Below are 21,558 nucleotides of genomic sequence, written 5' to 3'. Positions count from 1 at the left end.
TCCCGCCATTTAGCCTGTTGTATAATGGAAATACTATTGGTTCATTACGATGAATGCGATAACTACGGCGATGATTGGAAGTGCCTCAACCAAAGCAACCCCGATGAACATTGTTGTTTGTAGAACGCCGCGTGCTTCTGGCTGGCGAGCGATACCTTCAACTGTTTTTGAAACGATAAGACCGTTACCAATACCTGCGCCTAGTGCTGCTAAACCTACTGCGATTGCTGCTGCTAATAAACCTAATGAACCTGTCATTGTAATGTGTCCTCCTCAGGATAGTTGTTTTTTTTGCTCAATTGAGCATTTTATACTTAATGGTCGTCGCTGACTTTATGCGATATATAAACCATCGTTAACATAACGAAAATGAAAGCTTGAATCGCCCCGATAAAAATCGAGAATCCTTGCCACGCCATCATCGGAATGATTGATGCGGCAAACCCTACTGCACCTGCACTGCCAAGGCCTGCCAATAACCCAAGCAGGATTTCCCCAGCGAAAATGTTTCCGTAAAGCCGCAGACCAAGTGTCAGCGTATTTGCGAAATCTTCAATAATGTTAAGTGGCAATAAGAAAGGCATCGGTTTGAGATACCCTCCTGCGTAACTTTTCAATCCCTTCATCTTAATGCCATAATAATGGCTCAAGATGATGACAGTTGCCGCAAGCGTCATTGTTACCGTTGGATCAGCAGTTGGTGATTTCCACCAAACGTCCCCGTGGACAATGATAGAGAAAGGCAATCCCAACATATTTGATACAAATATGAACATGATCAGCGTAATTCCAAGAACATGGAATCGGCCGCCGGTTCTCCAGTCCATGTTGCTTTTGATAAGGCCTTTTACAAAGTCCATTATCCACTCCATGAAATTCTGCATGCCTGTTGGTTTAAGCTGCAGTTTCCGTGTAGCGAAAAAAGCAATTAGGAATACGATTAGAGCGGCTACAAGAAGCATCATAACGTTCGATAAGTTGAACCATATGCCGAACAGTTGATACATAGGAGCGCCATGACCCACGATAGTTTCACCTCTCTTTCCACAATCTTAATAGTGTTTCATGTGATACATAATTCGTTCTGCCAACAGCAGAACATACGGAATCATTAACCCGATGACCGTACTGGCCAGGTGGATGTGCTCAGCGAACAAAAGAGCAATCGCTACAGCCGCAATCCCTGAACCGAACCGTAATGCCGTTCCAAGCGAACGAACTTTCGAGCCTTCTGCCACCGCCCTGTCAAAACTCTCCATCCGGCGAACCAGAATCCACATATTATAAATGCCGAACAAAGTTCCGATCAAAAGACCAGCGAAAATCGTCTGGTATGGAGTAAATCCCCAGCCCATGACAAGCGCCGCAAGGATGAAGTAAATCATTCTTTTTAGTCTTGTATAAATCTCCCTAAGTCCATCCATTTTTAGTTGTCTCCTGATTCGAATTTTTGGACGGTTTTAAGCATCGCCCACACGCCGATGGCTAAGCCCGTGAGTAAGCAGATGATTAAGAAAAACGGGGCGGTTCCGAATTGTTCATCGAGCCACATACCTGTGAACAGACCGATGAGCACGGACCCGACAAGTTGTGAGAGAATGGCACTGTAAAGCGCCATCGCTTGTAAGGGACTTTTTGTTGGGCGCATGATAAACCCCTCGAAATTCGTTTTGATTTGACATTTTATCTCTTAAAAAGAGCCGTCGCATCCGGCTTTCAGAACCACATCTTTATGTATGAAAACCTTCTCATGCATACCCTTTGTAAGCATACAATAGGGGTAAAACCATGTCAATTAGTAGAAGTGAAAAACTTCACAAGCGATTTTGTGTCGACATATTGTCGACAAATTTAGCATTGCCTGTAAAATCCTTCGTTTATTTCTTGCTTTTTTTCTCATTCAGGTACCCGACAAGCGCTTCAACAATCCGGCGGGACGCTTCCCCGTCTCCATAAGGATTGGAGGCGTGCGCCATCTTTTCATACACTTCCTGATCTGTCAGCAATTCTTTTGCAAGCCGGTAGATAACGGCTTCTGAAGTTCCAGCCAGCTTCAGCGTCCCGGCATCAATGCCTTCCGGACGTTCAGTCGTATCCCGGAGCACCAAAACCGGTTTGCCCAGCGACGGAGCTTCTTCCTGAACACCGCCGGAATCCGTCAATATAATGAAGGAACGTGCCGCGAAGTTATGGAAATCCATCACTTCAAGCGGTTCGATCAAATGGATGCGCGGATCTCGGCCAAGCACTTCCTCCGCAATTTCCCTTACTACTGGATTCATATGGACAGGATACACTACTTGAACATCTTCATGTTCTTCGGTCAGCCTCTTTATGGCGCGGAACATATTGCGCATCGGCTGGCCCCAGTTCTCCCGGCGGTGCGCTGTTAATAGAATCATGCGGTCCGAGCCGATTTTTTCGAGGACAGGGTGGCTATACGATTGCCGTATGGTTGTTTTCAGCGCGTCAATCGCTGTATTGCCCGTGATGTAAATCGTTTCTTCCCGCTTGTTTTCCGCCAGCAGGTTCTGCGCTGACTTTTCGGTCGGCGCAAAGTGGATATCTGCTATGGTCCCCGTCAGCTGGCGGTTCATTTCTTCCGGATAAGGCGAATACTTGTTATGCGTGCGAAGCCCCGCCTCCACATGGCCGACGGCGATCTGATTGTAAAAAGCGGCCAGGCTTGCTACAAATGTGGTCGTCGTATCGCCATGGACCAGGACGATATCCGGCTGCGCCTGCTTCATGATTTCATCCAGCCCATGAAGCCCGCGGACGGTCACATCGCTCAGTGTCTGGCGGTCCTTCATAATATTCAAATCATAATCCGGCTGGATCTGGAATGCATTAAGAACTTGATCGAGCATTTGCCGGTGCTGCGCCGTTACGGTTATAATCGGTTCGATTGCTTCGGGATGCTTTTGAAGCTCCAACACAAGCGGCGCCATCTTGACTGCTTCCGGCCGTGTGCCGAAAATCGTCATCACTTTCCACTTTTTCGTCAAAAGGACCAGTCTCCTTTTATTTTCGATATCTTATATCCTGCAGCCAGCCCCTGGAAGCCCGTTCGCCATCGCCGGCGAACGGGCCGCCGCTGCTTGGGGCAAAGCCAGCCGGTGCCATTAGTTTTCCTGCTTACTTTGTTCCGAACAAACGGTCGCCGGCATCGCCTAGACCTGGGACAATATAGCCGTGATCATTCAATTTCTCATCTAAAGCCGCAATGTAAACATCGACATCCGGGTGTGCAGCTTGAAAAGCTTCTACGCCTTCAGGTGCCGCAATAATGCACATAAAACGGATTTTTGTGGCTCCCCGTTTTTTCAATGAATGGACAGCTTCGATGGCAGAACCACCGGTCGCAAGCATCGGATCCACGACGATGAATTCACGTTCTTGGACATCGGAAGGCAATTTCAGGTAATATTCGACCGGCTGCAAAGTTTCCGGATCACGGTACAAACCGATATGCCCTACTTTGGCTGCCGGAATCAGTTTCAATATTCCATCGACCATACCAATGCCGGCACGGAGAATAGGCACGATGCCCAATTTTTTCCCTGCCAGTACCCGGGACGTCGCCATTTGGACCGGCGTTTCCACTTCGATTTCTTTCAAAGGCAAATCACGGGTGATTTCAAAAGCCATCAACGTCGCAATTTCATCTACCAATTCCCGAAATTCTTTCGTCCCTGTCGACTTGTCACGGATGTAAGTTAATTTATGCTGGATTAACGGATGATCAAAAACATATACTTTCCCCACGGCACATCTCTCCTTTTCAAACATTATCTTCACTAGTATATCAGAAAATCAGCATCCCGAGGGATTCCAGGAAGCATTGAAATTATTCAGTTTTTTTAATGCCGGCCCTCGCCTTAAGCAGAAAAACAAAAACCGGAGCCACTTGGCTCCGGTTTATAAAAGGCGGGCTTCTTCCAGAGGCATCGGCCGGTAAAACAAATAGCCTTGGCCGATTTTACAGCCAAGCGTAAGCAGGATTTCCCGCTGGCTCTCTGTTTCAATGCCCTCTGCCACAGCCTGCAAATTCAGATTCTCCGCCAGTTGGACAATTGTGCGGACAATGGCGAGTGTCGTTGGTTCATGCATGTTGGAAATGAACGAACGGTCGATTTTAATTTCACTGACTGGCAGTTTCTGCAAATAGCTGAGCGAAGAATAACCAGTCCCAAAGTCATCAACAGAGCTTGTAAAACCAAAAGTTTTCAGTTGCTTGAACACTTTATAGGCTGTTTCAATGTCCACGAACCCAATGCGCTCCGTTATTTCCAATTGGATCCAACGGTGTTCGATGCCGCATTCAGCCATCGTATCCACCAGATGGGGAATAAAAGAATGATGGAAAAAATGATCGGACGACACATTGATCGCCACTTGATACATTTGAGCGCCTTGGTCTTTCCGGCTTTTCAGCCACGCCAGCACCCGTTTCAGGACAGCTTGCTCCAAGATTCGAATTTTCCCGTTCTTTTCCGCCGCCGGTATAAAGACATCCGGGGCGATCGTGCCGAGTTCCGGAGAATTCCAGCGCGCCAATGCTTCAAAGCTTAAAATTTCACCGGTTTCCAAGTCCACTTTCGGCTGGAGGTGGACACCGATTTCTTCCCGGCGCAAGGCTGCTGTCAGTTCATTGGCAATCCGCAAGTCCTTCATCATGAATTCATCATGCTCATTTTCAAAATAGCAGAATGATTCTCCTGCCTGAAGCTTTGCTTTGGACAATGCGCTGTCTGCATAGCGTATCAATTCATCAGCATCCTGCTGTTTCGGCGTGATGATCGCGACGCCGATTTTCAAGGTGATAAACAATTCCAGATCCCTTACGACCACCGGCTCTGCCGTTGTTTGATTTATAAGCTCCAAGTAATCCGGAATTCTATCAAGCGGAGTCTTGCTGTACAAGGCGATAGTTGAACCCGAGAACCGGGCGATTAGCGGTTCACGAGGCATGCGTATACGCCCAAAGCGCCTGCCCAGTTCAGCAATCATCATATCCCCTGCCTTATGGCCATACTGGTCTACCACTCTTATATACTCGCCGGCAGAAATAAAAGCGATAAAGCCTTCTTCTTTTTCTTTAAGAAAATCCATCAATTCGTTTTTGAAAAAATGGCGATTCGGCAGCTCGGTTTCTTTGTCTGTATAAGCCAGCTTTAAAATCTCCACCTGCTGCCGGGAATATTTAACTGTAAGTGACACGATAGACGCAATTTGCCTGAGGAAATCCTTGTCATTTTCACTTGGTGTTACAGGCAATGGGAAGTAGACGACAAATGTCCCGATAGGCTCTCTTGATGCATCCAAAATAGGCGTAGACCAGCTTGCCACCAAGTTGTACTGCTCTACCACCCCTTGATAATCCCGCCATAGAAAATCGGTTTTCATATCGGTAACGAAAACCGATTCTTTGGAAAGAATGGCCGGACCGCAAGTTCCTGCAGTCTTTTCTATTGGAAAACCGTTCACTGCTTCATGAAATTCTTTTGGAAATGAGTTTCCGGCACCTACTTGCAAGTGGTCATTTTCATTGATCAGCATGATGGTGCATCTGGTATCGTCCTGGAAAAAAGATTCTGCCGTATCGCACGCTAATTGCAGCAGCATGCTCAACATATAGCCCTGTTCAATGCCAGTATAGGTTTCCTGCTGCAATTTAATAAGGGCATCTGACCGTTTCCGATCTGTAATGTCACGCTGCAGCATAAGTGTCAACTGCAAATTTTTCTCCGGAAACATCAAAGGCTGAATCGTGATCTCATTCCAGAACGGAGTACCATTCTTTTTATAGTTGATAATTTCGAAAATACCCGGTTCCTGAGATTCCGCGCATTCCCTGATTTGGCGGCTGACCGCCGTATCCGTTTTTTTGCCATGCAAAAAGCGCCCGTTTTTCCCGAGTATCTCTTCTTCCTTATAATCGACCATATCGCAAAAAGCTTGATTGGCAAAAATAATCGGGTGATCGTCTGCCCCTGAATTTATGACCAGAAAACCTGTATGGAACTCGACACCAATTCGGCGCAGCCAATCCATGATTAATTTCTTTTCTTTCTTCAATTCATGTGTGTGCATGCGCTGCACCTCTTTCGCCTATGTATTCGTACAAAAATACAGCTGCCGGCAATCCGTACATCGGCAGCTGCATTTTTAAATTATCTTATTTGTATAAAGGGAAACTTGCTGTCAGCTTCGCTGTACGTGCAGCCGCCTCTTGTTTCACGCTGTCATCCTCCGGGTTTTTCAAGAGCATTGCCATAATGGCGGCAATTTCTCTCATTTGCGGTTCTTTGAAGCCGCGTGATGTAACTGCAGGAGTCCCAAGACGGATGCCCGAAGTGACAAATGGGCTTTCCGGGTCGAATGGAATGGTGTTTTTGTTTGTCGTGATTCCGACTTCATCAAGAAGGTGCTCCGCCACTTTGCCCGTCAGGTTCAATGAGCGCAGGTCAACCAACAGCAGGTGGTTGTCTGTGCCGCCTGATACGATTTGCACGCCTTCAACTACAAGAGCTTCAGCTAATGCTTTGGCATTTTTCACGACTTGGTCGATATATGTTTTGAATTCCGGCTCTAGAGCTTCTCCAAACGCTACCGCTTTTGCTGCAATCACGTGCATCAATGGGCCGCCTTGGATACCAGGGAAAATCGTTTTGTCGATTTTTTTCGCGAATTCTTCTGTGCATAGGATCAATCCGCCACGGGGTCCGCGCAATGTCTTATGGGTTGTAGAAGTGACGAAGTGTGCATGCGGCACTGGGCTTGGATGCGCTCCTGTTGCTACAAGGCCGGCGATATGTGCCATATCGACCATCAACAAGGCTCCAACTTCATCCGCGATTTCACGGAATTTAGCAAAATCGATAGTCCGTGAATAAGCACTTGCCCCTACAACAATCAGTTTTGGCTGATGTTCAACTGCGACTTCCCGAACAACGTCATAGTCAATCATTTGCGTTTCTTCACTGACGCCGTATTCAACGAAATTATAAGTCATGCCGCTGAAGTTTACCCGGCTGCCATGCGTCAAATGCCCGCCATGATTCAAATTCATTCCAAGCACTGTATCGCCTTGCTTTAATATCGCAGTGTATACGGCCATATTGGCTTGAGAGCCTGAATGCGGTTGAACGTTTGCATGATCCGCTCCAAAAATTTCTTTCAGGCGGTCTCTTGCAATGTTTTCCACTACGTCTACATATTCACAGCCACCATAATAGCGTTTCCCGGGATATCCCTCTGCATATTTATTGGTCAATACTGATCCTTGGGCATCCATAACTGCTTGTGATACAAAGTTTTCAGAGGCAATCAGTTCAATATTCGCTTCCTGCCGCGCTTTTTCCGCTTCCATCGCTTCAAATACTGCTTGGTCCTGCACCTTAATCAATTCCATCCGTATATCCCTCCTGTGATTGAACAAGCTCACGAGTATACCGTGCGCGCTCCCCGCCAATCAATTTTGGCCGTGTAGTAGCAGCAGATACAATCGCATCTCCTACTAGTTTAACAGAAGTTCGCACTGGAACGGCTACTCTTTTTAAATGCATTCCGATCATTGTTTGTCCAATGTCGATTCCCGCGTGCGCCTGAATCTCTTCCACTACTACCGGATCTTTCATATTCATGAATGCATATGCGCTCATCGAGCCTCCAGCTTTCACGTCAGGGATGACGGTTACCGGCTCCCAGCCATATTTTTCAGCAGCTTGCCGCTCAACTGTCAATGCCCGGTTGATATGTTCACAGCCTTGGAAAGCCAAATGGATTTTATGGCGGGCCGCAAACTTCTCAAACGGCTCAAACAAACTTTCCGCAATATCCAATGCGCCGCCAGTGCCAATTCGCTTCCCTGCTATTTCGGATGTTGAGCAGCCGATCACAAACACTTGGCCTTTTCTGAATTGAATCTGCTGCTCCAGTTCGTTCAAAATTTCTTCCAATTGCAATTGCCATAACGTTTGCATTTCGGCCACTCTCCTCAGTTTTCTAAATCTGAAACTTTTTGGATGCGTGTTTCGTGTCTGCCGCCTTCGAATTCTACTGTCAGCCAAGTTTTAGCAATTTCACGGGCAAGTCCCGGGCCGATGACCCGTTCACCCATCGCCAGAATATTGGAATTGTTATGCCCTCTTGTCGCTTTCGCGCTAAACACGTCATGAACAAGGGCACAACGGATGCCTTTGACTTTATTGGCCGCAATCGACATGCCGATGCCGGTTCCGCAAATGAGTATGCCGCGGTCAAATTCCCCGTTAGCTACGCGGTCGGCTACTGGTTTTGCATAGTCAGGATAATCAACGGAGTCGTCCGTATGCGGGCCGAAATCTTGATATTCCATCCCAAGTTCGTTCAATAGATTAACAATTTCTTTGCGGAGGATATTCCCGCCGTGGTCAGATGAAATAGCGATTCTCATAAAATGCCCTCTTTTCTTTAACGGTTTAGTTGTCAGCGCGTCAGGCGCGCATCCACTTTTCTTAATTCTATCATTTTTATGCTTAAAAACCTAGAATGCACTGTTCCGCGCGCTTTCCGCCTTTCCCGAATTCAAAAGAAAAAAGCAGCGGGCCGCGTTTCCGCCAGCACCTGCTGCTTCCTACTCTTCTTTTAATTTATGGACAAGTTTATCGATCAGTTGATCTAACTCATTGAAAGTTTGTTGATATGTCGATAAAGATCCACCGTATGGATCGGAGACATCTTCTCTCGAGCCATCAACAAATTCTTTCAGTGTAAAAATTTTGCTGGATGCTTCAGGATAACTCTGCATCAAAGCATTCCGGTGAGCGGCTGTCATCGCCAATATAAGATCTGCCCATTCGACGTCGTCAGGGTTGACCGGTTTTGCCGTATGGGAGAATGGTATTTTTTGCTCGTCCAATACAGCCCGCGCATTTCTCGATAAAGGAGCGGAAGCTGCAAAAATCCCAGCCGAACGCACTTCAATCCCCGGCGATCCTTTTGCCGACAAAATGGCTTCAGCCATTGGGCTCCGGCATGTATTTCCAGTGCAAACAAAGAAAATATTCATCTTGCCCGACCTCCCCAAATTTCAGCTGAACCATTTATGGTCAGCGGCTTTTTCCAATCGGTTCAACACAGCTATATCTTTTTGTTTATCGGAAGAAACGGCCGCCAAAATAATATTCACATCGATCATATCGCATTTCCGCAGGCTGCTGTATAGCGTTTCCGCAGATAACGGAAAATCAAAATCCGCATTCGGAAAATCATGATGGCTCAGCACCGCCACTTTTTTCCCTTCGTTATGGACATGATCGATTGCCATTTCAATCAACCGTGCATCTTCTTCTATCAAATACACCGGAGCTTCCGGTGCGTAATGCGTGTACTTCATGCCAGGTGACTTTGGCGCATTTCCTTTGATGTCGGACGATAATCGAACCATCCCGATAACTTCCTCGATCTGTTCTTTTGTAACTTGGCCCGGACGCAAAATGCAGGGCGGTTCGCAAGTCATGTCCAGCACAGTCGATTCAATGCCGATTGCTGTAGCTCCTCCATCCAAAACCAAAGGGATTTTGCTGTTCATGTCGTGAAAAACATGTTCAGCGAGCGTCGGGCTCGGCTTGCCGCTAGTATTCGCACTCGGCGCCGCCACTGGTTTTTTCAGTTGTTTCAATAATTCCAATGCCACAGGGTGATCCGGCACCCTGATTCCTACAGTATCAAGACCAGCTGTCACGTTAGCAGCAAATGTGTCAGGTTTTGCTGTTAAAATCAACGTCAATGCTCCCGGCCAAAAAGCGTCCATGCACTTCTCCGCTTTTTGCGTAATATTCACCACATACTCCATTGCAGTTTCTTTTGAGTCGACATGAACAATCAACGGATTGTCCGAAGGGCGGCCTTTCGCTTTGAAAATTTTGTCGACGGCTTCCAAATCGGTTGCAACTGCCCCCAATCCATAAACTGTCTCGGTAGGAAAAGCAACAACTTCCCCGCTTCTCAACATCTCCACAGCTTGTGAATAACTTTTTTCAACATTTTCGTTTTTATCCACAAGAATGGTTTTCGTTTCCATGTGAACATCTCCTATTGTTTATGGTTTCACAAAGTTATCCTATTTCCGGGGATAACTTTCATAATTTATGCACAATTCTTCCTCGGTTATATATTAATGCAAAAAACCATCCGGTCTTTTCTGTTGATATCTTTTTTAACATACACTTTTGCTTCCGGAAATGCAGCTTTTAACATCCCGCTTACCGCCGCTCCTTGTGTATAACCGATTTCCAATCCGATAATACCTGGTTTTTTCAGCAGTTTCGGAAGCTGCCGCGCTAACTTCTCGTATAAAGCCAAACCATTGTTATCCGCAAACAAAGCTAAATGCGGTTCAAAATCGCGGACGCTATCCGATAATTCCGGGGCTTCCCCGTAAGCAATGTAAGGAGGATTGGACAAAATCACATCCCATTCACTGCCGCCCAACGGCTCCGCTAAATCACCCTGCAAAAATTCAACATCAGCCTTCAGCCGTCCGGCATTTTTCCGGGCCATTCGCAATGCTTTCTCCGATATGTCTGTAGCTGTCACTGACGCATCAGGAATTTCACATTTCATCGTTACTGCAATGATGCCGCTCCCTGTGCCAATATCAGCGATTTTTATCTTTTTCGCCGGCAAGTTGCGGGAAATCAGCTCTAAGGCCTCTTCGATCAACTCTTCTGTTTCCGGGCGCGGAATCAATACGTCCCTATTGACCAGAAAATTTCTGCCGTAAAATTCTTCGCTGCCGGTGAGATGCTGGATAGGCGTCCCGGCAGCATGGCGTTCGATATTTGTCCAAAAACGTTTGTAGACTTCATTTTCCATTTCATCCCGCATGGAAGCAAGGAGCCCGGCATGCGATAAGCCAAGTTCGTGCTGGAGAAGAATGCGGGCCGCCGCCTCTTCTCTGCCATTGTCCTTTAAAAAAGAAGAAGCCCCGTTAAGGGCCTCGAAAATTAATAGTTTATCAGTCATTGTTCAAACTTTCCATTTTCGAAGACTGTTCTTCTACAATAAGAGCTTCGATGATTTCATCCATTTTGCCTTGAAGGATCTGGTCTAGCTTTTGGATGGTCAGGCCGATGCGATGATCAGTCACACGGTTTTGCGGAAAATTATATGTCCGTATCCGCTCGGAACGGTCGCCTGTGCCTACTGCTGATTTTCTTACCGCATCGTACTCAGCTTGCGCTTCTTGCTGAAACTTGTCGTAGACCCGTGCCCGCAGCACCTTCATGGCACTTGCTTTGTTTTTGATCTGGGACTTTTCATCTTGGCATGTTACAACCGTATTTGTCGGAATGTGCGTCAAACGCACTGCCGACATTGTCGTGTTGACCGATTGCCCGCCGGCTCCGGATGATGCATATGTGTCAACGCGAATATCATTGTCATGGATTTCCACTTCAACTTCTTCAACTTCCGGCAGACATGCCACAGTCGCTGTGGAAGTATGGATACGTCCGCCCGATTCGGTTTCAGGAACCCGTTGGACGCGGTGTGCGCCGTTTTCATATTTAAGTTTCGAATAAGCGCCTTTGCCGGCAACCATGAAGACCAATTCTTTAAAGCCGCCAAGGCCTGTCGGATTGGAATCCATAACTGTAACTTTCCAGCCGTTCGATTCAGCATACCGGCTATACATGCGGTAAAGGTCTCCTGCGAACAATGCCGCTTCATCCCCACCCGCTGCCCCGCGGATTTCCATAATGACGTTTTTATCATCGTTCGGATCTTTTGGTATCAATAGAATGTGGAGGCGCGCTTCAACTTGCGCCAATTCCGTCTCCAGCTCGTTCACTTCTTCTTTCACCATTTCACGCATATCCGCATCCAGCTTTTCATCAAACATCGCTTTTGCGTCATTCAATTGGGAAGTCAATTCTTTGTATTCCCGGTAAACTTCCACGGTTTCCTGCAAATCGGATTGTTCCTTGGAATATTCCCGCAGTTTATTAGTATCGCTGACAATTGCCGGATCGCTTAACAACTCATTCAAACGGTCATAGCGGTCTTCAACTGCCTGTAATCGATCAAACATGATTTCACCTCTAATTTTCAAGTTTCTTCTATATAAATATATCCCTTATTTCGATACTGTAATGCCCGCTGGCACTTCGTGGTGATGGCGGCAGCGCGGCTCATATGCTTCTGAAGCTCCGACTAGGATGGTTGGATCATCAGCCCCTGCCGGCCGGCCATCGATCAGGCGCTGAGTGCGGCTTGCCGGTGATCCGCAAACGGTGCAAACCGCCTGCAATTTTGTGACTTGCTCAGCAATTGACAATAGGATCGGCATTGGCCCAAATGGACGCCCACGGAAATCTTGATCCAGTCCGGCTACAATGACCCGAAAACCATGATCCGCCAATTTCTGGACATTTCCCACCACTTCATCATCGAAAAATTGGGCTTCATCGATAGCAATAACGTCATATTCATCGTTCACGTAGTTCCAAATTTCACTGGAATGTTCAATAGGCAAGGCGATGACAGAAGTGCCGTTATGGGAAACGACCGCTTCTTCGCTATATCGGTTATCAATTTTCGGCTTAAATACCGCTATTTTTTGTTTGGCAAATTGCGAGCGGCGAACCCGGCGGATCAGCTCTTCCGATTTTCCGGAAAACATGCTGCCGCAGATCAATTCCACCCACCCGGATTGTTTCATGACGTACATAAGTAGAGCCCCTTTCAAACACTTTTCATTTTTTTTGCAAGAACGAATTCCGCTATTCCCGCGGAACACCGCTGTCCGTAAAAGCACGAATATTGCAATGAGCAATCCGCCAAAAAACAGGAATCCGATGGCTGCACTTTTACTTTATCATACCTAAAATCATGTGAAAAAACCGCTTTTTCTCTCTATGTAAAAGACTTTTTTGTATAATAGGACGAAAAAAAATACCTGCCTTGCGTTTTCGCGCCAGGCAGGTATATTTTTTTGACTACTGGTTGATTTCTTCTTTTAAGCCGTACTTTTTGTTGAAACGGTCTACGCGGCCGTCTGCAGAAGCAAATTTTTGGCGTCCAGTATAGAATGGGTGGCATTCTGAGCAAAGTTCAACGTTGATGTTTTCTTTTACAGAGCCTGTTTGGAACGAGTTGCCGCAAGAGCAAGTTACTGTTGCTAATTTGTAATCTGGGTGAATACCTGTTTTCATAATGTTTTCTCCTCCTGCCCTGAACCATCTGGAACAGAGTTTATTGTAATCTATTTTACTATTGCCTTACACGGCTCTTTAGGCCGTATATGCAATAGCACTGTTTTAATTCACTTATATTATCTTAACAAAAACAGAAGCCGTTTGCAACTATTTAAATCATCTTTTTGGTGTTTCGGTGAGCTTTCATCTCGGTGTTCAATTGCTCAAAAAATTCTTCGTTTGTTTTGGTCTGGCCAAGCTTTTTTAGGAAGCGCTCGCCGAAATCTGGTGAATCGGAAAACGTATTGCGGATCGACCATAATTTATCAAGCTGCTGGCGTTCAATGAGCAGCTCTTCTTTTCGTGTGCCTGAGCGGCGAATATCAAGGGCCGGGAATATGCGGCGTTCCGCAAGGCTGCGGTCCAGATGCAGCTCCATATTGCCTGTTCCTTTGAATTCTTCGTAAATGACTTCATCCATACGTGAACCGGTGTCTACCAAAGCAGTTGCAAGTATTGTCAAGCTTCCGCCTTCTTCAATATTCCTGGCCGCTCCAAAAAAGCGTTTGGGACGGTGGAATGCCGCTGGGTCTATCCCTCCTGATAGTGTACGCCCACTCGGAGGAATAACCAAATTATATGCCCGGGCAAGACGGGTGATGGAATCCATCAAAATAATGACATCGCGCTTATGTTCAACAAGGCGCATGGCGCGCTCCAGGACAAGTTCAGCCACCTTCACGTGATTTTCAGGGACCTCATCGAATGTAGACGAAACTACATCCGCATTGACAGAGCGCTCAATGTCGGTCACTTCTTCCGGACGCTCGTCGATCAGCAGCACGATCAGTTCAGCTTCAGGATGATTGGTGGTGATTGAATTGGCAATCTCTTTCAATAACATGGTCTTCCCTGCTTTTGGCGGGGCTACAATCAAACCGCGCTGGCCAAAACCAACCGGCGCCACCAAATCCATGATACGGGTCGATAAATGTTTGGTTGTTGTTTCCAAGCGGATGTGGCGGTCAGGATAAAGCGGAGTAAGTCCAGGAAAATGGACGCGTTCTTTCGCAACTTCCGGATCTTCCCCGTTTACCGCTTCAACTTGCAGCAATCCGAAATACCGTTCGTTCTCTTTGGGAGGACGCACTTTCCCTGACACTTTGTCCCCGTTCCGCAAATCGAAACGGCGGATCTGTGAAGCGGAAATGTAAATGTCCTGCGAACTTGGAGAGTAATTGATGGGACGCAAAAAACCGAAACCTTCAGAAGGGATGATTTCAAGGACGCCTTCCATAAAGAAAAAGCCTTCCTGTTCTGCGCGTGTTTTCAGGATTGCAAAAATCAATTCTTTTTTCGTCAATTTACTGTAGTTGGTCAACTTGTATTCTTTCGCCAAAGTGTAAAGTTCTTTCAGCGTCATATTTTCCAAAGAGGAAATTGTTATTGTTGCCATAAGTCAGACACCACTCTTATTTTTTATAGGATTTGTATAGATGAGGATCGATATTTTGGGAAGTTCTTTAAAGAAGGAGTCCGGCAAAACGCCGGACCCAAGAAGTATTATTATGAACCTTTTATAACAAAACTCGATTTTTCTTTAATCTGTGGCGTCAATTCGCAAACCGTACAATACCGATATCATGCTCGTGGCATCATTTATTTTGCAAAGATTGAGCGTCGTTCTTCCATTTCAGCTTGAAAAGAGATTAGTTAGCGTCTTGCGCTGATTTTGAATTCAGGCTTGCCACCGGATCGATCGTCTCTCTCCGGATGTCTGCACCAAGTCCGCGAAGTTTTTCGATGATCGAGGAGTAGCCCCGTTCAATGTGATAGATTTCACGAATCTCCGTTTCGCCTTCTGCAAGCAATCCTGCAATGATTAGCGCAGCGCCGGCCCGCAAATCTGAAGCTACTACAGTAGCAGCCGTAAGGGGAGTCGGACCTGTGATGATAGCCGCTCTTCCTTCAACCCGGCCGCTTGCGTTCATGCGGCGCAGTTCATCGATATGCTTGAAGCGCGCTGAGTAGATGGTGTCCGTAATCATTGAAGATCCTTCCGCCTGCGTCATCAATACAGAAAACGGCTGCTGTAAATCTGTAGCAAATCCAGGATAAACCAGAGTTTTCACATCAATCGCCTTCAAGCCTTTTGACTTCGGAATGAAAATGGATTCTTCCCCTTCTTGAACATCGACGCCCATTTCACGCAATTTTGCGGTTAATGCTTCCATATGGAAAGGAATGACGTTATCAATGGTAATCCCGTCGCCTGCTGCTGCTGCCAAAATCATAAAAGTGCCGGCTTCAATACGGTCAGGAATAATCGTATGTTTCGTGCCATGAAGTTCTTCGACACCGTCAATCCGGATGATATTCGTTCCGGCCCCTTTGATTTTAGCGCCCATGTTCGTAAGAAGTGTAGCGACATCAATGATTTCAGGTTCTTTTGCTGCGTTTTCGATAACAGTCTGCCCTTTTGCCAGAACAGCGGCAAGCATGATGTTGATGGTTGCGCCAACGCTGACAACATCAAGGTAGATTTTTGCGCCGCGCAATTCATCGGCGCGCAAATAGATGGCTCCATGTTCATTGGTGACTTTGGCGCCAAGCGCCTCAAAACCTTTGATATGCTGGTCGATTGGGCGCGGACCAAGAAAACAGCCGCCAGGCAGCCCGATAGCCGCATGTTTAAAGCGGCCGAGCATGGCTCCCATCATGTAATAAGAAGCACGGAGTTTTTTAACATTCCCATTCGGCAACGGCATGTCGACCATGTTTGTCGGGTCGATGCTCATGTTTCCGTCTTCGAACGTCACTTCTCCGCCTATTTCTTCCAAAATATTTTTCAGTGTCCAGACGTCGGAAATTTCCGGCAAGCCTTCAATGTCCACCGGCGAATTGGCCAGGATAGACGCAGGAATCAATGCCACTGCGCTGTTCTTGGCTCCATTCACTTTTATAGTGCCTGATAGGCGATTGCCGCCTTTTATTTTATATACATCCATCAGATTGAATTTCTCCTTTGGTCCCACTTTTTCGGGCAAACCTATGCCTGTAAAAGTTCGATTAGTTAAACGAACACCAAGCAAGAAAGCATGCTTGACGAAGTTTTACTGAATCCATTACTCGGCAGAGCGTTTTTCCCAGTCAGCCAAGAATGCTTCAATTCCTTTGTCAGTCAACGGGTGGTGGAATAATTGCTTGATCACTTTATATGGCATTGTGCCGATATGCGCCCCATTCAACGCCGCTTCAGTAACGTGTTGAGGATGGCGGATCGAAGCAGCGATAATTTCTGCTTTGATGTCATGGATAGCGAAAATCGTCGAAATGGTGGAAATCAGATCCATGCCATTATGGCCGATATCATCCAAGCGGCCAAGGAAAGGAGAGACGTAAGCTGCGCCTGCACGCGCCGCCAAAAGGGCTTGGTTGGCACTGAAAATCAGCGTAACATTGACCTTTTTGCCTTCACCTGCAAGAACCGCACACGCTTTCAAGCCGTCCGGCGTCATTGGCAGTTTAACCGTGATATTTGGAGCTAAAGCCGCCAATTCCCGGCCTTCCTGAATCATGCCTTCAGCGTCCAGGGAAATTACTTCCCCGCTGATTGAGCCGTCAACAAGTGCAGCGATTTCTTTCAAGCGGTCGTGGAATGATACGTTCTTTTCTTTTGCAACTAGAGAAGGGTTAGTCGTAACTCCGGAAAGAATGCCCCAAGAGTGGGCTTCTTTGATTTCATCGAAATTGGCCGTATCAATAAAAAATTTCATCGATTTTCCTCCTAGTTATGTTGAAAAAGAGAAGAGACCTATCGGACGCTTCTCTTCTCCATCCATTCATCATGGTAATGTAGTTTATGCTTTGTTTGAACTGCCGAATTCGCGCATTTTGCCGATGACTGTCGCTTTGATCGCGTCGCGGGCAGGCGTCAAGTATTTGCGTGGATCGTACATCTCGGCATCTTTAGCCAAAGCTTCGCGGACTGCTTTTGCAGAAGCGATTTGGTTTTCGGTGTTAACGTTGATTTTTGCTGTACCAAGTGCAACTGAGCGCTGAATATCTTTTGTAGGGATTCCAGTGCCTCCGTGCAATACAAGCGGCACGTCGCATAGCTGAGAAATTTCTTCCATTTCTTTGAATCCTAAGTTTGGCTCGCCTTTGTAAGGCCCGTGGACTGAACCAAGCGCTGGCGCTAAGCAGTCGATGCCTGTTTGTTCAACCAGCTGTTTGCATTCCTGCGGGTCAGCGTAGATAACGCCGTCAGCGATGATATCGTCTTCCTGGCCGCCGACTGTTCCTAGTTCCGCTTCTACAGACACACCGTTTTGGTGTGCATATTCCACTACTTGCTTAGTGATTTCCACATTTTCTTCGAATGGGTGATGGGATGCATCAATCATGACAGAGGTAAATCCAGCGTCAATCGCTTCCTTACATTTTTCAAAGCTGGATCCGTGGTCCAAGTGGATTGCCACTGGCACAGTAATCTTGTAATCATGCATCAAGCCCTTCACCATATGTACTACAGTGGTGAATCCGCCCATATAACGGGCAGCGCCTTCAGATACTCCTAGAATGACTGGAGAATTTTCTTCTTGTGCCGCTTGGAGAATCGCTTGAGTAAACTCAAGGTTATTTAAGTTGAATTGGCCAATTGCATAGCCTTCCTGTTTTCCTTTGATCATCATGTCTTTCATTGAAACTAATGCCACGCTAAATTCCTCCTAAGGCTAGATATATTGTAAATATCCATACTATCATAACAAAATCCCTCTGCCTGCGCCACTGCCGAAGCTATCAGTCTTCCAATAAACTCTTTACGGCGTCCCGAACTTCGAAAACATCGAACGGTTTTGTGAAATACCGGACAGCGCCACACGTGATCGATTCTTCGATCAAATCCAGCTCTCCGTAAGCCGTCATCATCATGACCCTTAAATCCTGCTGCTCTTTTTTCAGCCTTTTCAAGATTTCTATGCCATCCATTCCAGGCATCTTCATATCCAGAAGAACCATATCAGGACGGGATTCCTCCGCTTTTTGGAGCGCCTCTCTTCCGTTCCCCGCCGTAATGGTATGAAACCCTTCCAGCGAAAAAACTTCATCCAATAAGAGCCGGATGCCCGGCTGATCGTCTACTATCAAGATTGTTTTCACGAAGAGTCACCCTTTCATTTCCTTCTGGAACTTCTTTTCTTCCATTCTATCAAATTTTTCCCAACTTTATCACTCTTTCCTTTCTTCTGATATACTTTTGTAATGAGGTGAAGAAAGATGAAAATGTTGACGACGCAACTTACAGGGTTGTTTCAGCGCATTGCCCAACAAGAAGAGGCCATTGAGGATACCGCCCGCCTACTGGCACAAGCCGCTGTCGGGGAAGGGACAATTTTTCTGGCGGCTTTCGGCGAAATGAGGGCTGTTGCGGCCGCTGCCATCGACGGACCGGAACCGCTGCCGCGCATTGAGGAATGGCGTCCGGACAGCATCATTACAAGCGCTGACCGGATATGGATCCTAGCGAAGAAAGATGAAGGCGACGAACTTGCCGGCAGGCTGGCCGATGCCCATATGCCCGTAGCAATGCTGGCTGCCGAAACAAAAGAGACTGACTTGGCTGATGCTTTCATCTCGTTGAAAATGGATAAAGGGCTGCTGCCGGCAGATGACGGCGGACGGACGCTCATCCCGCACGCGATGGGCGCCCTTTACGTATACCATGCAGTGAAATTGACGATTGACGAAATGCTTGCCGACTGAAAACCTTCTATAAAAAGAAAAAGCCTTCCCGAATTTTTTCGGAAAGGCTTTTTTATTATTTGTTTTCCAAAGACGCGCGCACAAATTCACGGAAAAGCGGTTGTGGGCGGTTCGGGCGTGAAATGAATTCCGGGTGGAATTGGCAAGCGACATACCATGGATGGTCAGCCAGCTCGATGATTTCCACTAAACGGCCATCCGGGCTCGTGCCTGAGAATTTGAATCCAGCCGCCTCGAATTGCTCGCGGAATTCGTTGTTGAATTCATAGCGGTGGCGGTGGCGTTCGTAAACAATTTCTTCCCCATATGCTTCATAAGCTTTTGAACCTTTTTCCAATTTCGCAGGATAGAGGCCAAGACGCAGTGTGCCGCCCAGGTCTTCAATATCTTTTTGCTCCGGCAATAAATCGATGATTGCATAAGGCGTTTTCGCGTTCAATTCAGATGAATGCGCACCTTCCATTCCCATGATGTTGCGGGCGAATTCAACTGAAGCCAATTGCATGCCAAGGCAAATCCCGAAGAACGGCACGTTGTTTTCACGAGCAAATTGCGATGCCGCAATCTTCCCTTCAACACCACGGTCCCCAAATCCGCCTGGAACTAAGATGCCGTCGACGCCCTGCAATGTTTCTGCAACGTTTTCTGCATTGATGTGTTCCGCGTTGATCCAGTTCACTTCAATTTCAGCGTCATGGGCAAATCCAGCGTGTTTCAACGCTTCAACAACTGAAATATAAGCGTCCTGCAATTCGACATACTTTCCGACAAGTCCGATTTTCACTGTTTTTGACAATGATTTCACTTTATCGACTAACGCGGCCAGCTCGGTTACGTCAGCTTCAGGAGCTTCGATGCCAAAATGGTCAAGGACGATTTGGTCCATATGCTGAGCTTTCAGGCGAAGCGGCATTTCGTAGATCACGTCAACGTCGCGTGATTCGATTACTTCTTCCGGCTTGATATCGCAGAATAACGCGATTTTATCTTTCATGTCCTGCGGCACTTCGTGCTCAGTGCGCACAACGATCAAGTTCGGCTGAATTCCCAAGCTGCGCAATTCTTTTACGCTGTGCTGGGTCGGTTTTGTTTTCATTTCTTTTGCAGCGCCCAAATATGGAATCAGCGTACAGTGAATGTACATCACTTGCTCGCGCCCAAGGTCCGATTTCATCTGGCGGATTGCTTCCAGGAATGGCAACGATTCGATATCGCCGACCGTACCGCCGATTTCCGTGATGACTACATCCGCTTTAGCGGTTTTCGCAGCACGCACCAAGCGGTCTTTGATTTCGTTTGTGATGTGCGGAATCACTTGGACAGTTCCGCCCAAATAATCGCCGCGGCGTTCTTTTTGGATAACTGTCGAATAGACTTTCCCTGTCGTCACATTCGAATATTTGTTCAAGTTGATATCAATAAAACGTTCATAGTGCCCAAGGTCCAAATCTGTTTCCGCGCCGTCTTCCGTTACAAACACTTCGCCGTGCTGATAAGGGCTCATCGTTCCTGGGTCAATGTTGATATATGGGTCAAACTTCTGGATAGTTACGCTTAATCCTCTATTTTTCAATAAACGCCCTAAAGACGCAGCTGTAATTCCTTTGCCAAGCGACGATACTACGCCACCCGTCACAAAAATATACTTTGTCATGCTTGTTTCCTCCTCAAAATAAAAAAATAAAAAGCGCCCCGCCTGCAGCATGCAGAGGGAGCGCGTAAACTGTACGATTCCAATCTCCTTTTTAAGGAGCCCAGTAAAATCTTATCTAGTCTCGCTTAAGAAGTCAAGGTAAAAAAATAGTCAGTTTATTTTAGGTCCTCGTCGTCTTCATCTTCTTCGATATCAAGGTCGTCATCCAGATCTTCATCATCTTCACCGAGAATTTCAGGATCCAAGTCGACTTCTTCTTCCTCTTCCTCGTCAAAATCCAAAACTTCATCGACTTCAACCGGCAATTTGATTTCGTCGTCCTCATCCTCGTCTTCATCTTCAACGATTCCCAGGCCTAAATCAATGCTGTTGTCGTCATCATCGTCTTCATCGTCATCTTCATCGAAATCGTCGAATTCCAATTCATCTTCCAGCTCAAGATCCAAATCATCGAAATCTTCATCATCGGCAACTTTCGCTTTCTTCTTGCGCGCTTTTACAGTTGGAGCCGATTCTTCTTCGATTTGTTCAACCGGGTACCACTCGCGAAGCCCCCAGCGGTTTTCCCCGAGAATCAAAAAGCGGCCATCGATGTTCATGTCTGTATAGAACTGCACCAGGCGGGCTTTCATGTCCTCTTTTGACAAGCCCAGCAAGTTTTCGATTTCTTCAACAATTTCCGGGTAAGTTTTCGTTTCATGTGTTTCTGCTAAGATTGCATATGTTAAGTCAACAAATGACTCTTCAACCAGTTCTTCTCTTGTTAATTCACGGATTTTCATTCGTGCACGTCCCTTCTTCTGTCTTAACTTAATCCATTATATACAAAGTGGTGTCCTTCGGCTACCGTGGTTTCTTTTTTCTGCTATACAGCTGAGCCCATGCAAAATAAAACAAGTAGAAAGAGAGGATCAAAAAAGGGATCGATCCAAGCGCTTTGCCATATAGAAAAAA

General features: G+C 46.7%; 24 protein-coding genes. 1 reads left to right on the top strand and 23 read right to left on the bottom strand.

The genetic code is table 11. The annotated features are described in order from the left end of the window. Positions 1-33: 33 nt before the first annotated feature. The 21 genes from atpE to FQV30_RS03735 form a co-directional block, all read right to left on the bottom strand. Positions 34-258: a F0F1 ATP synthase subunit C gene (gene atpE / locus FQV30_RS03835; protein ID WP_006829234.1), complete on the bottom strand. Its 225-nt coding sequence runs from the start codon at positions 256-258 to the stop codon at positions 34-36. A gap of 56 nt (positions 259-314) precedes the next feature. Continuing rightward, positions 315-1,025 carry a F0F1 ATP synthase subunit A gene (gene atpB, locus FQV30_RS03830; RefSeq protein WP_146498808.1) on the bottom strand — a complete coding sequence of 237 codons (711 nt, stop codon included), beginning with the start codon at positions 1,023-1,025 and terminating at the stop codon, positions 315-317. A gap of 27 nt (positions 1,026-1,052) precedes the next feature. Further along, positions 1,053-1,424, bottom strand: coding sequence for an ATP synthase subunit I (locus FQV30_RS03825; RefSeq protein WP_146498807.1), 372 nt, complete (start codon positions 1,422-1,424; stop codon positions 1,053-1,055). A 2-nt stretch (positions 1,425-1,426) separates the two neighbouring features. Then, the gene (locus FQV30_RS03820; protein ID WP_146498806.1) at positions 1,427-1,648 is read right to left on the bottom strand and encodes an AtpZ/AtpI family protein; all 222 of its coding nucleotides are present in this window, start codon (positions 1,646-1,648) and stop codon (positions 1,427-1,429) included. Positions 1,649-1,877: 229 nt separating this feature from the next. Further along, complete coding sequence (gene wecB / locus FQV30_RS03815; RefSeq protein ID WP_146498805.1) at positions 1,878-3,008, bottom strand: non-hydrolyzing UDP-N-acetylglucosamine 2-epimerase; 1,131 nt, start codon at positions 3,006-3,008, stop codon at positions 1,878-1,880. 130 nt (positions 3,009-3,138) lie between these two features. After that, a complete protein-coding gene (upp, locus tag FQV30_RS03810) occupies positions 3,139-3,768 on the bottom strand; it encodes a uracil phosphoribosyltransferase (RefSeq protein WP_146498804.1) in 630 nt (209 codons plus the stop codon). 153 nt (positions 3,769-3,921) lie between these two features. Further along, positions 3,922-6,096 carry a bifunctional diguanylate cyclase/phosphodiesterase gene (locus FQV30_RS03805; RefSeq protein WP_146498803.1) on the bottom strand — a complete coding sequence of 725 codons (2,175 nt, stop codon included), beginning with the start codon at positions 6,094-6,096 and terminating at the stop codon, positions 3,922-3,924. Positions 6,097-6,181: 85 nt separating this feature from the next. Then, positions 6,182-7,417: a serine hydroxymethyltransferase gene (gene glyA / locus FQV30_RS03800; protein WP_146498802.1), complete on the bottom strand. Its 1,236-nt coding sequence runs from the start codon at positions 7,415-7,417 to the stop codon at positions 6,182-6,184. Next, the gene (locus tag FQV30_RS03795; RefSeq protein ID WP_146498801.1) at positions 7,404-7,988 is read right to left on the bottom strand and encodes a TIGR01440 family protein; all 585 of its coding nucleotides are present in this window, start codon (positions 7,986-7,988) and stop codon (positions 7,404-7,406) included. Before FQV30_RS03795 ends, glyA begins: the two co-directional genes overlap by 14 nt. 14 nt (positions 7,989-8,002) lie before the next feature. Continuing rightward, positions 8,003-8,440 (bottom strand): ribose 5-phosphate isomerase B, encoded by a 438-nt coding sequence (gene rpiB, locus FQV30_RS03790; protein WP_146498800.1) that lies wholly within the window; start codon positions 8,438-8,440, stop codon positions 8,003-8,005. Between the two features lie 180 nt (positions 8,441-8,620). Next, positions 8,621-9,055 carry a low molecular weight protein arginine phosphatase gene (locus FQV30_RS03785; RefSeq protein WP_146498799.1) on the bottom strand — a complete coding sequence of 145 codons (435 nt, stop codon included), beginning with the start codon at positions 9,053-9,055 and terminating at the stop codon, positions 8,621-8,623. 21 nt (positions 9,056-9,076) lie between these two features. After that, on the bottom strand, positions 9,077-10,069 hold the full coding sequence (locus tag FQV30_RS03780; protein WP_146498798.1) for an L-threonylcarbamoyladenylate synthase: 993 nt from the start codon (positions 10,067-10,069) through the stop codon (positions 9,077-9,079). An 86-nt stretch (positions 10,070-10,155) separates the two neighbouring features. After that, positions 10,156-11,013 carry a peptide chain release factor N(5)-glutamine methyltransferase gene (gene prmC, locus FQV30_RS03775; RefSeq protein ID WP_146498797.1) on the bottom strand — a complete coding sequence of 286 codons (858 nt, stop codon included), beginning with the start codon at positions 11,011-11,013 and terminating at the stop codon, positions 10,156-10,158. Next, positions 11,006-12,079: a peptide chain release factor 1 gene (gene prfA / locus FQV30_RS03770; protein ID WP_146498796.1), complete on the bottom strand. Its 1,074-nt coding sequence runs from the start codon at positions 12,077-12,079 to the stop codon at positions 11,006-11,008. The genes prmC and prfA overlap by 8 nt, the downstream gene beginning before the upstream one ends. 45 nt (positions 12,080-12,124) lie before the next feature. Beyond that, complete coding sequence (locus FQV30_RS03765; protein WP_146498795.1) at positions 12,125-12,718, bottom strand: thymidine kinase; 594 nt, start codon at positions 12,716-12,718, stop codon at positions 12,125-12,127. A 268-nt stretch (positions 12,719-12,986) separates the two neighbouring features. Then, positions 12,987-13,202 (bottom strand): 50S ribosomal protein L31, encoded by a 216-nt coding sequence (rpmE, locus tag FQV30_RS03760; RefSeq protein ID WP_106532840.1) that lies wholly within the window; start codon positions 13,200-13,202, stop codon positions 12,987-12,989. Between the two features lie 154 nt (positions 13,203-13,356). Next, positions 13,357-14,640 (bottom strand): transcription termination factor Rho, encoded by a 1,284-nt coding sequence (gene rho / locus FQV30_RS03755; RefSeq protein ID WP_146498794.1) that lies wholly within the window; start codon positions 14,638-14,640, stop codon positions 13,357-13,359. Between the two features lie 253 nt (positions 14,641-14,893). After that, on the bottom strand, positions 14,894-16,192 hold the full coding sequence (locus FQV30_RS03750; protein ID WP_146498793.1) for a UDP-N-acetylglucosamine 1-carboxyvinyltransferase: 1,299 nt from the start codon (positions 16,190-16,192) through the stop codon (positions 14,894-14,896). 117 nt (positions 16,193-16,309) lie between these two features. Next, positions 16,310-16,960, bottom strand: a complete 651-nt coding sequence (gene fsa / locus FQV30_RS03745) for a fructose-6-phosphate aldolase (protein WP_146498792.1) — start codon at positions 16,958-16,960, stop codon at positions 16,310-16,312. 84 nt (positions 16,961-17,044) lie between these two features. Next, the gene (locus FQV30_RS03740; protein WP_146498791.1) at positions 17,045-17,902 is read right to left on the bottom strand and encodes a class II fructose-bisphosphate aldolase; all 858 of its coding nucleotides are present in this window, start codon (positions 17,900-17,902) and stop codon (positions 17,045-17,047) included. An 85-nt stretch (positions 17,903-17,987) separates the two neighbouring features. Beyond that, positions 17,988-18,347: a response regulator gene (locus FQV30_RS03735; protein WP_146498790.1), complete on the bottom strand. Its 360-nt coding sequence runs from the start codon at positions 18,345-18,347 to the stop codon at positions 17,988-17,990. 117 nt (positions 18,348-18,464) lie between these two features. Here FQV30_RS03735 and FQV30_RS03730 point away from each other — a divergent pair, with 117 nt between their 5' ends. Continuing rightward, positions 18,465-18,950 (top strand): DUF2529 family protein, encoded by a 486-nt coding sequence (locus tag FQV30_RS03730; RefSeq protein WP_146498789.1) that lies wholly within the window; start codon positions 18,465-18,467, stop codon positions 18,948-18,950. A 55-nt stretch (positions 18,951-19,005) separates the two neighbouring features. On the opposite strand, the gene FQV30_RS03725 is transcribed toward FQV30_RS03730, so the two are convergent. Together FQV30_RS03725 and rpoE are read right to left on the bottom strand one after the other, a co-directional pair. Beyond that, entirely contained in the window at positions 19,006-20,604 is a 1,599-nt protein-coding gene (locus FQV30_RS03725; protein ID WP_146498788.1) for a CTP synthase, read from the bottom strand. A 155-nt stretch (positions 20,605-20,759) separates the two neighbouring features. Next, positions 20,760-21,386, bottom strand: coding sequence for a DNA-directed RNA polymerase subunit delta (gene rpoE, locus FQV30_RS03720; RefSeq protein WP_146498787.1), 627 nt, complete (start codon positions 21,384-21,386; stop codon positions 20,760-20,762). Positions 21,387-21,558 lie beyond the last annotated feature (172 nt).

The organism is Planomicrobium sp. CPCC 101110, from assembly GCF_007859395.1.
Lineage (GTDB): Bacteria > Bacillota > Bacilli > Bacillales_A > Planococcaceae > Planococcus.
The sequence above is the reverse complement of the archived record's forward strand: the minus strand, read 5'-3'. Positions and strand labels throughout refer to the sequence as shown.